This is a genomic window from Salmonella sp. JXY0409-18, assembly GCF_020268625.1.
Taxonomy (GTDB): Bacteria; Pseudomonadota; Gammaproteobacteria; order Enterobacterales; family Enterobacteriaceae; genus Salmonella; species Salmonella enterica.
Genome location: NZ_CP084216.1, coordinates 747,205 through 762,842 on the forward strand (window position 1 = coordinate 747,205; position 15,638 = coordinate 762,842).

Sequence of the window (15,638 nt, forward strand, 5' to 3'; positions counted from 1 at the left end):
GAGGTTTAGAGTCATGATGAATGTTAATGCAGCGTATGCCGAAAAATGCGTGACGCCTGACGAGGCGGTTACTTTAATTACCTCCGGCAGTCACCTCTCTATGGGAATGTTTGCAGCAGAGCCTCCAGCTTTGCTGAATGCGCTGGCAAAGCGAGCGAAAAGGGGAGAAATCAACGATCTGCGGGTTTACTGTTATGAAACAGCCAGCATTGCCGGGAACACTATTTTCCGTTATGAGCTAAGTGACTATATTCATCTCTACAGTATGTTTATTACCGGTATTGAACGGGCTTTAATACGTCAGGGGATTGAGAGTTCCGGGCGAAAAATAGTTAACTATGTACCTTCAAATTTTCATCAGGCGACGCGATTACTGGCTGATGATATTGGTATTGATACCTTTATTCACACCGTGTCCCCTATGGATAAGTATGGCTATTTTAATTTTGGAACTGGAAACGATTATTCCACCCGGATTGCGAGGACAGCTAAAAAGCTTATTGTCGAAGTTAACAAATATATGCCGCGCGTTCATGGAGAAGGTGCTGCAATCCATATTTCAGAAATTGACGCCATTGTTGAAAACCATGTCCCTTTAATTGAACTACCAATACGTACTGCCGTAGCCGAAGATATTGCTATCAGTCAGATTATCGCCTCTCTTGTGCCAGATGGCGCTTGTCTCCAGATGGGGGTCGGCGCATTACCGGAGCTCATCTGTAATGCGCTCAAGGAACATAATGATCTGGGGGTCCATACAGAGGCGCTGAATCCGGGGTTGGTAAGTTTGATTCAACAAGGCGTCGTTACCAACCAGCGTAAAAATATCGACCGGGGAATGTCTGTATTTACTTTTGCTATGGGACAAAAGGATATGTATGACTATCTCAACGACAACCCCTCTTTTTTTAGTCGGCCTGTCGATTATGTTAACGATCCGGGGATCATTGCGCAAAATGAGAATGTTGTCTCCATTAACGCTACCTTACAAATCGATCTCACTGGTGCCTGTAACTCTGAATATTTGCTTGGACACCAGTACAGTGCTTCAGGAGGGCAATTGGATTTTGTCAGAGGCGCATATGCATCTAAAGGAGGTCGTTCCATTATTACGACCCGCTCAACGGCCGCGAATGATACGATTTCTCGTATTGTTCCCCGCCTTGAGGGGCCTGTAACAACCCCACGAACGGATACGCACTGGATAGTCACTGAATTTGGCTCCGTAAACCTGAAGGGGCTCTCTTCAACCGAGCGTGCGCTCAGGATCATTGAATTGGCGCATCCCAATTTTCGGCAGCAACTTAGAGTAGATGCAAAAAAAATGCATCTGATTTAAAAGTAGGTTAATGCTATTTTTAATGTAGCATCCCCAAAATATAAACATCATGAGTCTATTCAAATGATAATTGACAGAATTGATCACCTTGTATTAACGGTATCTGATATATCAACCACAATAAGATTCTACGAAGAGGTACTTGGTTTTTCTGCGGTAACATTTAAACAAAACAGAAAAGCGTTAATATTTGGAGCGCAAAAAATTAACCTCCATCAGCAAGAAATGGAGTTCGAACCAAAAGCGAGTAGACCAACGCCGGGATCTGCCGATTTATGTTTTATTACATCGACACCGATAAATGATGTTGTGTCTGAGATCTTACAGGCAGGCATTCCCATTGTTGAAGGCCCGGTTGAGAGAACTGGAGCTACAGGCGAGATAATGTCTATCTACATCAGGGACCCTGATGGAAACTTAATTGAAATTTCGCAGTATGTTTAATGTTAAAACTTACTATTGCTGCCTTTATTATGATCACGCATCCGTTTATATTGGTCTAATGGAGATCATATGGCAATAATTTCTGGAAAGAGTCTATGTTCAAACTTATTGACTTGAAGACATCGAGGAATTCATAAGGAAGCATAAAAAAGGAAAGGTGGTGCCCGGACTCGGAATCGAACCAAGGACACGGGGATTTTCAATCCCCTGCTCTACCGACTGAGCTATCCGGGCAACGAGGCGCATTAAACCGTAATCGCCTCGCTTCGTCAACGAAATTTCTTCAAATCAACGTAGACTGCACAATCTATCACCACTTTGTTGTTATTGCACGCAGAGTCAGGCAAAAAACATCGCCCATGCGGCGGAGATCGGCATCGCCAGCAACAGCGCCGGGAGCATATTCACTACCGGAAACATTTTGATTCCACATACACGCAAGCCGGTTGCCACCAGCAGCAGTCCGCCCACAGCGCTAAAGTCGCCCATCATTGCCGGCGTGGTCAGCGGAAGAATGAGAGTGGCGCAGGCGGCAAGCGTTAACTGGATAATCAACATCGGTGCGCAAATCGCCGAAACGGCGATGCCAAGCGAACAGGCGAAAATAATGGCAGTGAAAAAATCCAGAAAAGATTTAGCGATCAAAATGTTTGGATCGCCGGTCATCCCTTCATGCATCGCGCCGAAAATACCGGTGCCACTGGCGCAAAAAAGTACAATGATAGCGACGTAACTTTGAATAAATGAGTCGTGTGTTGGCTTATTACCCGATGCCATAAATAATTGTTGGATTTTCGCGACTGCGCCATTAATGCCTTTTTCCAGCAAACAAAACTCGCCGATAAGCGCGCCGACCAGCGTCGCCAGCACCATCACCGGAAGATTAGCGCACTTCATCACCAGCAGAATGCCAATACCCAGAGAGCACAGACCAAAAATAGACGTCATTGAGACGCGAATCCGTTCTGGCAGACGCTGACTTAACAGCGCGCCAATAACGCCGCCGAATAAAATTGCGCCAGCGTTAATAAAAGGTCCAATTACCACAATGACTCCTGTTATTTGTCTTTCAAATTGCCTTATTATCACGCGATTAAGCTGTTAATAGCTTGATTATCTGTGACGTATAGAGCGCTGATTTTACCTTGCGCCGTCTGGTGAAAGGTGCCATGATTGCGCGAAATTTCTCCTGCCAGCATGGGGCTCGCCGGGATGAACATAGCGCCTTTATATTGTCTTCACTGTCGCCTGACTGCGCGAGGTTTGCCCCTTTCTTTCCTTTTTTTTGTCGTCCCCGCTATGCGGTGAGGGCAGCGCACGCTCACTGCAGGACAACAGTAAAATCAGAAACAGTCTGTTTTTACTGATGTCTGGCGGTCGGAGCTGGTATCCAGTTTGACCCGGCATCTCGTTGGGCAAGGCATCGGGCTTTGTCCGGGGTTACTCTACTCCCGAAACGGGTATTTGCGCTTATGAAATCAATGAATATTGCCGCCAGCGGTGAACTCATCCCCCGTCTCTCCACCCACCGAAACGTAGTGGCGCTGGACAGTACCGACTTTACCGATGTGGCCGCAGTCGTCATTACCACTGCCGACAGCCGTAGCGGTATTCTGGCGTTGCTTAAACGCACCGGTTTTCACCTGCCGGTGTTTATGCTTGTGGATGAACCCGTCAGCGCGCCTGCCGGCGTTACGGCGGTAATAGGTGGGAACGCGCAGGAATGGCTGGAGCTGGAAAACGCAGCCTGTCGCTACGAAGCGGAACTTCTGCCGCCCTTTTATGGCACCCTGACCCAGTATGTCGACATGGGGAATAGTACCTTTGCTTGCCCGGGGCACCAGCATGGCGAGTTTTTTAGAAAACATCCCGCAGGCCGTCATTTTTATGACTTTTTTGGTGAAAATCTGTTTCGTGCGGATATGTGTAACGCCGATGTGAAACTTGGCGATCTGCTCATACATGAAGGTTCTGCCAAACACGCGCAGAAATTTGCGGCAAAAGTGTTTAATGCGGATAAAACCTACTTTGTGCTGAATGGGACTTCGGCGGCGAATAAAGTGGTCACTAACGCCCTGCTGACGCGCGGCGATCTGGTGCTGTTTGATCGTAATAATCACAAATCCAACCACCACGGCGCCCTGATTCAGGCCGGGGCGACGCCAGTCTATCTTGAAGCAGCGCGTAACCCGTTTGGTTTTATCGGTGGTATTGATGCGCACTGTTTTGATGAAACGTACCTGCGCGACCAGATTCGTGACGTGATGCCGGAAAGCGCCGATGCATCGCGTCCGTTCCGCCTGGCGATCATTCAGCTGGGTACCTATGACGGCACTATTTACAACGCCCGTCAGGTGGTGGATAAAATCGGGCATCTCTGCGATTACATTCTGTTTGACTCCGCGTGGGTAGGCTATGAGCAGTTTATCAATATGATGGCGGATACCTCGCCGTTGCGGCTGGAGCTTAATGAAAACGACCCTGGGATCTTTGTGACCCAATCGGTACATAAGCAACAGGCGGGGTTCTCACAAACCTCGCAGATCCACAAAAAAGATAACCATATTCGCGGCCAGGCGCGTTTTTGCCCGCACAAACGCCTGAACAACGCCTTCATGTTGCACGCCTCGACCAGTCCGTTCTACCCGCTGTTTGCGGCGCTGGATATCAATGCCAAAATCCACGAAGGGGAGAGCGGTCGCCGCCTGTGGGCGGAGTGCGTTGCGCTGGGCATTGACGCGCGTAAAGCCATTCTCGCCCGTTGCAAACTGCTTCAGCCCTTTATCCCACTGGTGGTTGACGGCAAGCCGTGGCAGGCATATCCGACGGAGACCATTGCCAGCAATCGTCGTTTCTTCAGTTTTGAGCCCGGGGCGAAATGGCATGGCTTTGAGGGTTATGCGGATGACCAGTATTTTGTCGACCCCTGTAAACTGTTACTGACCACGCCAGGTATTGATGCCGATAGTGGGCAGTACACCGAATTCGGCATCCCGGCGACCATTCTCGCCCACTATCTGCGTGAGAACGGTATTGTGCCTGAGAAGTGCGATCTCAACTCGATTCTGTTCTTGCTGACACCCGCTGAGAGCGAAGAGAAACTGGCGCGGCTGGTCGCGATGCTGGCGCAATTTGAACGGCACATTGAAGACGATACGCCGCTTGCGGATGTATTGCCGACGGTTTTTCAGAAATACCCGGTTCGCTACCGCGATTACACCCTGCGTGAGCTATGTCAGGAGATGCACAACCTGTACGTTAGCTTTGACGTTAAGGATCTGCAAAAAGCGATGTTCCGCAAAGAAAGCCTGCCGCATGTGGCGATGAACCCACAGGACGCCAACAGCGCCTTTATTCGCGGCGATGTAGAGCTGGTGCGTATCAGCGAGGCGGACGGGCGTATTGCTGCCGAGGGGGCATTGCCATACCCGCCGGGCGTACTGTGCGTGGTGCCGGGGGAGATTTGGGGCGGCGCGGCGCAGCGTTATTTTTTGGCGCTGGAAGAGGGCATCAATCTGTTGCCCGGTTTTTCGCCTGAATTGCAGGGGGTATATAGCGAGACTGATGCCGATGGAATTCAACGCTTGTACGGATATGTTTTAAAGTAACGTTGCCTGCAGGCCGGATAAGGCATTTACGCCTTATCCGGCCTGCGAAACAGGGCAAGAATTAATGTGCAACGGGTTGCGAACTTGCCGGAACGCGAACGTGTTTGTATTTGAACAAGGCTACGAACGCAAAGGCCAGCACCAGCGAGTAGCCTGCGAAGATGAGCCACACGGTCTGCCAGTCGGTAATGCCGTTTTGAGTGTAATACTCCACCACTTTACCGCTCACAATGCCGCCCAGGATACAGCCGAAGCCGTTGGTCATCATCAGGAACATTCCCTGCGCGCTGGCGCGGATTTCCGGGCGTACTTCTTTTTCGACAAACACCGAGCCAGAAATGTTGAAGAAATCGAAGGCGCAGCCGTACACAATCATCGACAGTACCAGCAGAACGGTACCGAACGGCGTCGGGTCGCCATAAGCGAACAGGCCGAAACGCAGCATCCACGCCACAATACTGATAAGCATAACGTTCTTAATACCATAACGGCTCAGGAAGAACGGAATGGTCAGGATGAATAACGTTTCAGAAATCTGCGAAATCGACATCATCACCGAGGCGTGCTGCACGATAAAGCTACTGGCGAATAGCGGATCTTTATCAAAGCTATGCAGGAAGGTGTTGCCAAACATGTTGGTGATCTGCAGTTCCGCGCCCAGCATCATGGAGAAGATGAAGAAAATCGCCATCCGCTTATTTTTAAACAGCGCAAAAGCGTCAAGGCCCAGCATTGATGTCCAGCTCTGGTTTTTCTGTTGGTTCGCCACCGGAATGTGCGGCAGGGTAAAGGTAAACAGTACCAGCAGAACGGAAAGCGTCGCGCCGATATAAAGCTGCATATGGCTCAGCTCGAAACCGGAGAAACTCACGCCCCACATCGCCAGAATAAAGCCAATGGTGCCCCAGATACGGATAGGCGGGAAGTCAGTCACAATATCCATGCCGGCAGACTGCAGGCGGTAATACGATATTGTATTGATCAAGCCCAACGTCGGCATATAGGCCAGCGAGTTAAGCAGGATCACAAAGAACATCGCCCCAGGCGTAGTGACTTCCGCGGCCATGAATAGCGTGATGGCGCCGACGACATGACACAGGGCATAGACCCATTTCGCGCTCAGCCATTTGTCAGCCACAATGCCTAGCAAGGTCGGCATAAAGACGGCGGCAATCCCCAGTGAACTATAAACTGCGCCAATAGATGCGCCGTCAAATTTTAAGGTGACGAACATATACGAGCCCAGGGTAGTGAGCCAGCTTCCCCACAGACAGAACTGCAGAAAAGAAAGTATTTTAAGCTGCAGCTTAAGATTCATGTTAATTTCCTCACACCTGAGAGCGGATGAATGTTTTAAAAGGCACATTTGCCGTTGTGATTTGGTGTGATTCTATCAATGAGAGGCGGGCTTTTTTTGTTACCTGTGACAAATATTTGCAAACAATTTCTGATTGCAAGGTAAAATGGTGACGGAGTTAACACTTTTGCCTTTCCCGCCGCTGTCCTGTGCCAGCCAGAGGCGGGATGCGATGGTTTATCGGCGGCGATACGATCGCTGGGCGGAATTCACCTTATACAGATAGCGGCGCGACTCCGCAGATGGATGTCGGGTGGTTAATATCTGGTACACATCCCCCGGCGACATGCGGTTAATCATATTCGCGGCCTGAATTTTATCGTTCGAGAATACGCGTAATACGCTGCCTGCGCCGCCATTGTAGGCGGTAATGACCGCATAGCGCCGCGACGTCGGATTCTCAATACCGCTCAGATAGACATTATTCAACATCGCCAGATACGCTGTGCCGGTATCGATATTGCTGGCGGGGTCGAACAGGAAGTTACGGCTTGGCGTGCCGGACTTACCCTGAGAACGGAAAACATCTTTCCCGGCGCTGTGTTGCACCACCTGCATCAGGCCCAGCGCATCCGCGTGGCTGACCGCATACGGGTTGAACGAGGACTCCGTTTGCATAATCGCCAGAATCAGCGACTCGTCAACGCCGTATTTACGGGAGGCCTGGCGTACCATGCCAATGTATTTATGCGCGCGTTTATCAAGGTGGTTCGGCACCAGATTAATGGTGACGCTGTAAATAATACGCAGGCCGTTACTGCGGCTTTTGAGCCGCGTTTTCAGCAAGTAATCCGCGAATGTCGTGGCGCGGCCTTCCCAGCGAATAGGCTGGCCGGTATTGTCGAGGACCTGACCATACAGGAAGGGTTCTTTAGAAATTTTTATGTCATCGACATCGGAGTAAAGATCGACGGAGGTTGGGTCGTCACCCATGAGCAACGTTTTAATAATGGCCCGGCGCAGATGTGCGGTAGGTTCCGTCCCGGCGATGGTTTCAACGGTAATGGTCCCATCATCAAAGTTGATGTGGCTACGGGTCTGGAACTGATCGGTATATTTGACGTAGTCTTTCGGCCCGGCGATCAGGACTTCCTTATATCCCCACAGATTTTCAATATTGTTGGCAAATTGCCCCATCAAAATATCAAAGCCGTTGGTATCCTTGACCCAGGCTTCATTATACGTCTCGCCTTTTTTGGTCGAACTGGAGCAGGAGATGAGCAACGGCGCAATAACAGCAAGCGCGAGTAATTTTTTCATCATTCCGGGAGTGCATGTTGTGTTGTCGTTATGCCATGTTGCCGGGCAGCGGCGCTAAGAGCTTATCCGGCATAACTCACAGGCCGAATAAGCGCAGCCTCATTCAGCAACGGGCCTATTTTTTATCTTCCGGCGTATAACCTTCGATATGAACGTCTTTGCCTTCGAACAGGAAGCTCACCATCTCCTGTTCCAGCAGCTTACGGTGCTCGGCGTTCATCATGTTGAGCTTTTTCTCGTTAATCAACATGGTCTGCTTATGCTGCCACTGCGCCCACGCGTCCTTAGAGATCTCGTTATAGATACGTTTTCCCAGTTCGCCAGGGTAGAGCTGAAAATCTTGCCCTTCAGCGTCGCGTTGCAGGTAAGTACAAAAAATCGTTCTGCTCATAAGTCATCCTCTTCATCGACCGGGGCGTTAAACTGGCGCTCCGGTACGTAACTGCTGTAACAAGCGCTCCACGGGGGCCGCCAGTCCGACTGACGGCGGTTGCGCTAAGTTATACCAGAGCGCGCTGCCTTCATCCATGCAGGCGTCCAGTGACGACACGGGAAGCCACATAGGCACAATATCCAGGTGGAAATGGCTAAATGTGTGGCGAAACGCGTTAAGCTGGGTCAAATTATCAGCGTTAACATGCCGTTGCGCCAGCCATTCACGTAATTCATCTTCGCTGGCGAACTGCGGGAAGCAGTAGAGTCCGCCCCATAAACCGCTGGGAGGGCGCTGCGCCAGGAAAATCTCCTGATTATGCTGTAACAATAAAAAGTAACCCGTCCGCTCCGGTAACGTCTGTTTCGGTTTCTTGCCCGGATAGCGTGACCAGCTTTCATGCGCAGCGGCGATACAACCGTTTTGCAGCGGACACAGGGTGCACTTTGGCTTTGAACGCGTACAAACCATCGCGCCCAGATCCATCATCGCCTGATTAAAACGCTCCACGCCGCGTGCGGGCGTCACTTGCTCGCTCAACGTCCACAGCGTATTCTCCACCTCTTTTTTTCCAGGCCAGCCGCTAACAGCATAACAGCGAGCCAGCACACGTTTAACGTTTCCATCAAGAATCGGATAATGTTTACCTAACGCGAGGGAGAGAATCGCGCCGGCGGTTGAACGCCCGACGCCGGGTAGCGCGGCGATTTCGGCAAAAGTTTGCGGGAATTCTCCACCGTGAAGCGTCGCCACCTGTTGCGCCGCTTTATGCAAATTACGCGCGCGGGCGTAATAGCCGAGCCCGGTCCATAAATGGAGCACTTCATCCAGCGGCGCATTCGCTAAATCCGTCACCGTGGGAAAGCGCGCCATAAATCGCTCAAAGTAAGGAATCACCGTCGTCACCTGCGTTTGTTGCAACATGACTTCCGAGAGCCATACTTTGTAAGGCGTCTTGTTAATTTGCCAGGGCAGCGTTTTCCGCCCGTATTTGTCGTACCAGTCCAGAACCTGGGCTGAAAATTGAGACGCTTGCATGGAAACTCATTCATTATTGCCGGGGGCAAGATTGCAGCACAGAGGCCGCAGGGTGTAAACCGGAACTTTCCGCAGTGCGCTTCATGCTTGCATCCGGCAACTAACTTTGGATAATGCCCGTTTTCAGAACTCAAACACAGCAGACTACACTTTTATGAAAAACGACGTCATTTCACCGGAATTTGATGAAAACGGTCGCCCGCTGCGCCGTATTCGTAGTTTTGTTCGTCGCCAGGGGCGACTGACAAAGGGGCAAGAACACGCGCTGGAAAACTACTGGCCGGTGATGGGCGTCGAGTTCAGCGAAGCGCCGGTAGATTTCGCCACGTTGTTTGTTCGCGAAGCGCCGGTGACGCTGGAGATTGGTTTTGGCATGGGGGCGTCTCTCGTGGCGATGGCGAAAGCGCGCCCGGAGCAGAATTTCCTCGGCATTGAAGTGCATTCGCCCGGCGTCGGCGCATGTCTGGCGTCCGCTCATGAAGAGGGCGTTGAAAACCTGCGCGTCATGTGCCACGACGCGGTAGAAGTGTTGCATAAAATGATTCCTGACAATTCTTTATCGATGGTTCAGCTCTTTTTCCCTGACCCGTGGCATAAAGCGCGTCATAATAAACGCCGTATCGTTCAGGTGCCGTTTGCTGAACTGGTATTGAGCAAGCTGAAATTGGGCGGCGTTTTCCATATGGCGACCGACTGGGAAGCGTATGCGGAACACATGCTTGAAGTCATGTCTTCTATCGACGGGTACAAAAATCTGTCAGAGAGCAATGATTATGTACCGCGCCCGGAATCGCGCCCGGTAACGAAATTTGAACAACGTGGCCATCGTCTTGGTCATGGCGTATGGGACTTAATGTTCGAGAGGGTGAAATAATGGCAAAGAACCGTAGTCGTCGTCTGCGTAAAAAAATGCACATTGACGAATTCCAGGAATTAGGATTTTCGGTGGCATGGCGTTTTCCGGAAGGTACATCTGAAGAGCAGATCGATAAGACTGTCGATGACTTTATTAATGACGTTATTGAGCCTAATAAACTGGCGTTTGACGGCAGCGGCTACCTGGCCTGGGAAGGGCTGATTTGTATGCAGGAAATCGGTAAATGTACCGAAGAACATCAGGCGATTGTGCGTAAGTGGCTGGAAGCGCGCAACCTTGAAGAAGTCCGAACCAGCGAACTTTTCGACGTTTGGTGGGACTAATGAGTACAGGGTCGGCAAATGCCGGCCCGCTTTGTCTTGAGGGAAAGTTATGATGCGCAAAACGCTGCTGGCGGCAGTGCTAACGTTGACGGCGATGGCCGCTCATGCAGATTACAAATGCAGTGTCACGCCGCGTGACGATGTGATCCTGAGTCCACAAACGGTGCAGGTGAAAGGTGAAAACGGCAACCTGGTGATCACGCCGGACGGCAATGTGATGTACAACGGTAAGCAGTACACCCTTAGCGCCGCGCAACGCGAGCAAGCGAAAGATTACCAGGCGGAACTGCGAAGCGCGCTGCCGTGGATTGATGAGGGCGCCCGATCGCGCGTCGAAAAAGGCCGCGTGGCGCTGGATAAAATCATCGCTAAAGAGGTGGGCGAAAGCAGCAACATGCGTAGCCGTCTGACGAAGCTTGATGCGCAATTAAAAGCGCAAATGAACCGTATTATCGAACATCGTACGGACGGCCTGACGTTCCACTATAAGGCTATCGACCAGGTGCGTGCCGACGGTCAGCAGTTGGTGAATCAGGCGATGGGCGGTATTTTGCAGGACAGCATTAACGAAATGGGCGCCAAAGCGGTGCTTAAAGGCGGCGGCAATCCTTTACAGGGCGTGATGGGCAGTCTCGGTGGTTTGCAAACCGCTATCCAGAACGAATGGAAAAATCAGGAGAAAGATTTCCAGCAGTTTGGCAAAGATGTCTGTAGCCGCGTAGTAACCTTAGAAGATAGCCGCAAAGCGCTGGTTGGCAGCCTGAAGTAATCTTTCCTTTTTAAACAATGGCGTAGATCGTATCTGCGCCTTTTTATTCTGTTTTTTCCTGCATTTTGTTATCCATCTCTAAAAAATACTCTCTGTTGGATATATATCGCTGGTTAATCGTATGACATCACATTATTCGTCTGCAATATAGGGATAATGCGACCAGTTGACATAACTGGAGATATAACATGGAGTTTTTCAGGAAAACGGCATTAGCTGCTCTGGTAATGGGTTTCAGCGGCGCAGCGTTCGCTTTACCGAATATCACCATCTTAGCCACCGGCGGAACGATCGCTGGTGGCGGTGATTCAGCAACAAAATCAAATTATACGGCAGGTAAAGTCGGTGTCGAAAATCTGGTGGATGCCGTTCCTCAATTGAAGGACATTGCGGTAGTGAAAGGCGAGCAGGTCGTTAACATTGGCTCGCAGGATATGAACGATGAAGTCTGGCTCACGCTGGCGAAAAAAATCAATACCGAGTGCGACAGCACCGACGGTTTCGTGATTACCCACGGTACTGATACGATGGAAGAGACCGCTTATTTCCTCGATCTGACCGTGAAATGCAATAAACCGGTGGTACTGGTCGGCGCGATGCGCCCTTCCACGTCAATGAGCGCAGATGGCCCGTTCAACCTCTATAATGCGGTAGTAACAGCGGCTGATAAACAGTCTGCCAACCGCGGCGTGCTGGTGGTAATGAATGATACCGTCATGGACGGACGCGACGTCACTAAGACCAATACGACTGACGTGGCGACGTTCAAAGCGGTTAACTACGGCCCGCTGGGTTATATCCACAACGGTAAAATTGACTACCAGCGTACGCCAGAGCGTAAACATACCACCTCCACCCCGTTCGACGTGTCGAAGCTGACCGCGTTGCCGAAAGTCGGTATCGTTTATAACTATGCGAATGCGTCCGATCTGCCGGCAAAAGCGCTGGTAGACGCGGGTTATGACGGGATCGTGAGCGCAGGTGTGGGTAACGGCAACCTGTATAAAACGGTCTTTGATACCCTGGCGACCGCTGCGCACAACGGTGCGGTAGTGGTGCGTTCTTCACGTGTGCCGACTGGCGCAACCACGCAGGATGCGGAAGTGGACGATGCAAAATACGGCTTTGTCGCCTCTGGCACGCTGAACCCGCAAAAAGCGCGTGTCTTACTGCAACTGGCGTTAACCCAGACTAAAGATCCAAAACAGATCCAGACGATGTTCAATCAGTATTAAAGATAATGCCCCGGTCGGAAGGCCGGGGCTATCTTTGGAAGACCTCTCGCACAATCAACACTATTATCTTGCTAATTATCATCCTTGTTATGATAATCGTGGGCGTCATGTCTCTGGACGGGAGGTCCACAAGTGGTTCGACAATGGATTGCTGGCGCAGCGCTGTTTGCCCTGATTTCAGGCTATAGTTGGGCAGAGGTTGCTCAACCCTCCGATAACATCTTAAAAGAACAGTTTAGTAAGCAGTACCACGGCATACTTAAACTGGATTCCATTACCTTAAAAAATCTTGATTCGAGGGGCAATCAGGCCACCTGGTCTGCCGAAGGGGATATTTCTTCCCGTGAAGATATGTATACCGGCGTTGGTATGGCGGCGGATTATTATTTTGTTGAAAAAACCTGGACCAAAGATCGTCCCGTTAAATTTTCTGCCATGTTGACCAGCAAAGGGACGCCAGCCTCTGGCTGGACGGTGAGCTATTACTCATTACAAATGGCAGCCAGCGATCAGGGCCGGGCTATTGACGACATTAAAACGAATGATAAATACCTGATCGTCAACAGCGATGACTTTAACTATCGGTTTGGCAACATTGAAGCTTCCTGGCGTGCGCAGAAAGCGTCGATCCCCGGTCTTGAAGAACAACTCTTTGCCCTGGATAAGAAAATAGCGGTAGCTAAAAAAGAAGCGGACGCATATTGGGGAAAAGGTGCTGATGGGAAACCGTTGACCCGCGCCGAGGCGTTTAAAAAGACGTTAAAAGAGCGCGATGATTATGTAAAAGCCAACGATAGCAGCGTATATGCCGAGAAATACGAAAAAGAGGTCTATCAACCGGCATTAGACGCGTGCCGTAAGCAGAGTGAGCCGTGCAATGAAGCGGCTATTCAGCAGAAAAGAGATTTAGACATACACGAGCAGCGGCGGCAGGTATTTTTGAAATCAGAAGAACTGCGTCGAAAAGCGCAGAATGACTGGATAACGTTAGAGAAAGGACAATATCCGCTGAATATAGCGGTACAGAAACTTCAGATGCAACAGAGTGATATCCGCATGAAAATCATGGATATTAATGACGGTTACGAGCGCTGGAAAAAAGATACGGACGATTTACGTCGTAAAGGGGTTATTAAATAATGCGCTTGCCGGCGGCGCATTAACCGCCACAGGTCGGTAAGCGTCGCGCCATCAGGTATTTTACCCGCTGGCGCGACAGGCTTATCCTTGTTATTCCGCGAGAAACAACTCAAGAAGAGAGTTTAAAAACAGTTTACCGTGCCGGGTAATCTGCCAGTATTGCTCGCATTCGGTCAGATAGCCCTGGGCAATAGCCTCGTCGATTGGCTGACGAATAACCGCTTCCGTAAGCCCGGTATAGTCGATAAATTCGGCGCGAGGCGCGCGCTCCAGCAACCGAAAACGGTTCATAAAGAACTCAAAGGGTTTATCGTCATCACTCACGTCACGCTGGCTTTCCAGGTAACGTCCCTGCATATAACCGCGTGGGTGACGGGTTTTGGTGGTGCGCAGGATCCTGCCGCCCGGGAAGGTGACTTTACCGTGGGCGCCGCAGCCAATCCCCAGATAGTCGCCAAAGCGCCAGTAGTTCAGATTATGCTGGCACTGATAACCGGGTTTGGCATAGGCCGACGTTTCGTATTGCTGATAGCCCGCGGCGGTTAATAACTGGTGGCCCTGCTCAAAGATATCCCACAGAGCGTCGTCGTCCGGTAAAACCGGCGGACGCGAACCGAACAGAGTGTTGGGTTCAATCGTCAATTGATACCATGAGAGATGCGGCGGATTAAGCGCAATCGCCTGTCGCAAATCGTTCAGCGCCTCTTCCAGCGTTTGGTCCGGCAATCCATGCATCAAGTCGAGGTTAAAGCTGCGTAGCCCAAGCCCATTTGCCAGTCTTGCTGCCCGCATCGCCTCTTGTGGACCGTGAATACGGCCAAGACGTTTCAGCTTAGGCTCACTAAAGCTCTGCACGCCAATGGAGATCCGGTTTACGCCGGCGCGCTGATAGTCGATGAAGCGGTCGGCTTCGACCGTGCCGGGGTTCGCTTCCATGGTAATTTCCGCATCCGCCGCCAGATTCAGGCGCGCACGCACGCCGTCCAGCAGCATTTGCATCGCCGGCCCGGAAAGCAGGCTTGGCGTACCGCCGCCAATAAAAATGGTCTTTACTTCACGCCCTTGCGCCCAGGCGACGTCGGCATCCAGATCGCTTAACAGATGCTGGACGTAGTCGTCATGCGGCACCTCGCCCTTCAACGCATGGGAATTGAAGTCGCAATATGGACATTTTTGTACACACCAGGGAATATGAATATAAAGACTGAGCGGCGGTAGTTTAGCCATTGCGTAACGCATCCAGCAGCAGCTTGAGCGCTTGTCCACGGTGGGAAATCGCGCTTTTTTCTTCACGGGTCAGTTCTGCGGCGGTTTTGCCTTCAGACGGTACGAAGAAAATGGGATCATAGCCAAATCCGCCATTTCCGGCCGCCTGGCGAGTAATAACGCCAGGCCAGCTACCGTGACAGACTATCGGTGTGGGATCTTCGGCATGACGCAAATAAACCAGTACACAATGGAATCGCGCCTGGCGTTTGTCGTCCGGAACATCCCGTAGAGTATGCAGCAGTTTTTCCAGGTTTTGCTGATCTGTCGCGTTTTCGCCAGAATAGCGCGCGGAATAGATACCCGGCGCGCCGCCTAAAACGTCAACGGCCAGACCGGAGTCATCGGCAATGGCGGGCAGACCGGTCATTTTAGCGGCATGGCGCGCTTTGAGAATCGCGTTTTCAATAAACGTCAGGCCGGTTTCTTCCGCGGAATCGACGCCCAGTTCCGTTTGCGCTACCACATCAAGCCCAAAATCGCTTAACAGCGACGCGAGCTCGCGCACTTTACCGGCGTTGCCGGTTGCGAGAACAACTTTTTGCATGG

The 15,638-nt window shown here is 51.0% G+C and carries 15 protein-coding genes and 1 tRNA gene; 8 read left to right on the plus strand and 8 right to left on the minus strand.

All coding sequences use genetic code 11. The features are described from left to right. Window positions 1-13 precede the first annotated feature (13 nt). On the plus strand, window positions 14-1,339 hold the full coding sequence (gene ripA / locus LDB27_RS03590) for an itaconate CoA-transferase RipA/Ict (RefSeq protein WP_000982331.1): 1,326 nt from the start codon (window positions 14-16) through the stop codon (window positions 1,337-1,339). A 63-nt stretch (window positions 1,340-1,402) separates the two neighbouring features. After that, on the plus strand, window positions 1,403-1,783 hold the full coding sequence (locus LDB27_RS03595; RefSeq protein WP_000582672.1) for a VOC family protein: 381 nt from the start codon (window positions 1,403-1,405) through the stop codon (window positions 1,781-1,783). A gap of 158 nt (window positions 1,784-1,941) precedes the next feature. On the opposite strand, the gene LDB27_RS03600 is transcribed toward LDB27_RS03595, so the two are convergent. Both LDB27_RS03600 and LDB27_RS03605 read right to left on the minus strand, forming a co-directional pair. After that, window positions 1,942-2,017 (minus strand) — tRNA-Phe (locus tag LDB27_RS03600). 105 nt (window positions 2,018-2,122) lie between these two features. After that, a complete protein-coding gene (locus tag LDB27_RS03605; RefSeq protein WP_000234473.1) occupies window positions 2,123-2,830 on the minus strand; it encodes a DUF554 domain-containing protein in 708 nt (235 codons plus the stop codon). A gap of 425 nt (window positions 2,831-3,255) precedes the next feature. Between LDB27_RS03605 and LDB27_RS03610 the strand changes: the two genes are divergently transcribed. Beyond that, window positions 3,256-5,391 carry an ornithine decarboxylase gene (locus LDB27_RS03610; RefSeq protein ID WP_000839742.1) on the plus strand — a complete coding sequence of 712 codons (2,136 nt, stop codon included), beginning with the start codon at window positions 3,256-3,258 and terminating at the stop codon, window positions 5,389-5,391. A 61-nt stretch (window positions 5,392-5,452) separates the two neighbouring features. On the opposite strand, the gene LDB27_RS03615 is transcribed toward LDB27_RS03610, so the two are convergent. From LDB27_RS03615 to mutY, 4 genes are all read right to left on the minus strand, one after another. Then, the gene (locus LDB27_RS03615; RefSeq protein WP_001049804.1) at window positions 5,453-6,709 is read right to left on the minus strand and encodes a nucleoside permease; all 1,257 of its coding nucleotides are present in this window, start codon (window positions 6,707-6,709) and stop codon (window positions 5,453-5,455) included. A gap of 216 nt (window positions 6,710-6,925) precedes the next feature. Next, a complete protein-coding gene (gene mltC / locus LDB27_RS03620; protein WP_000976289.1) occupies window positions 6,926-8,011 on the minus strand; it encodes a membrane-bound lytic murein transglycosylase MltC in 1,086 nt (361 codons plus the stop codon). Between the two features lie 112 nt (window positions 8,012-8,123). After that, entirely contained in the window at window positions 8,124-8,399 is a 276-nt protein-coding gene (locus LDB27_RS03625; RefSeq protein WP_000091706.1) for an oxidative damage protection protein, read from the minus strand. Between the two features lie 27 nt (window positions 8,400-8,426). Beyond that, window positions 8,427-9,479, minus strand: a complete 1,053-nt coding sequence (gene mutY, locus LDB27_RS03630) for an A/G-specific adenine glycosylase (protein WP_001148959.1) — start codon at window positions 9,477-9,479, stop codon at window positions 8,427-8,429. A gap of 154 nt (window positions 9,480-9,633) precedes the next feature. On the opposite strand from mutY, the gene trmB reads away from it, so the two are divergent. From trmB to LDB27_RS03655, 5 genes are all read left to right on the plus strand, one after another. Beyond that, the gene (gene trmB, locus LDB27_RS03635; protein ID WP_225519920.1) at window positions 9,634-10,353 is read left to right on the plus strand and encodes a tRNA (guanosine(46)-N7)-methyltransferase TrmB; all 720 of its coding nucleotides are present in this window, start codon (window positions 9,634-9,636) and stop codon (window positions 10,351-10,353) included. Continuing rightward, a complete protein-coding gene (locus tag LDB27_RS03640) occupies window positions 10,353-10,679 on the plus strand; it encodes a YggL family protein (protein ID WP_001107559.1) in 327 nt (108 codons plus the stop codon). The genes trmB and LDB27_RS03640 overlap by 1 nt, the downstream gene beginning before the upstream one ends. Window positions 10,680-10,728: 49 nt before the next feature. Further along, entirely contained in the window at window positions 10,729-11,448 is a 720-nt protein-coding gene (locus tag LDB27_RS03645; protein ID WP_000984835.1) for a DUF2884 domain-containing protein, read from the plus strand. Between the two features lie 188 nt (window positions 11,449-11,636). Continuing rightward, entirely contained in the window at window positions 11,637-12,683 is a 1,047-nt protein-coding gene (ansB, locus tag LDB27_RS03650; RefSeq protein WP_000394187.1) for an L-asparaginase 2, read from the plus strand. Between the two features lie 132 nt (window positions 12,684-12,815). Continuing rightward, window positions 12,816-13,823, plus strand: a complete 1,008-nt coding sequence (locus tag LDB27_RS03655; RefSeq protein WP_000252190.1) for a DUF1202 domain-containing protein — start codon at window positions 12,816-12,818, stop codon at window positions 13,821-13,823. Between the two features lie 90 nt (window positions 13,824-13,913). Here LDB27_RS03655 and hemW read toward each other — a convergent pair whose 3' ends face one another. Continuing rightward, entirely contained in the window at window positions 13,914-15,050 is a 1,137-nt protein-coding gene (gene hemW / locus LDB27_RS03660) for a radical SAM family heme chaperone HemW (RefSeq protein ID WP_001096527.1), read from the minus strand. Then, window positions 15,043-15,636 carry an XTP/dITP diphosphatase gene (locus tag LDB27_RS03665; protein WP_001174769.1) on the minus strand — a complete coding sequence of 198 codons (594 nt, stop codon included), beginning with the start codon at window positions 15,634-15,636 and terminating at the stop codon, window positions 15,043-15,045. The genes hemW and LDB27_RS03665 overlap by 8 nt, the downstream gene beginning before the upstream one ends. Between the last annotated feature and the right edge of the window lie 2 nt (window positions 15,637-15,638).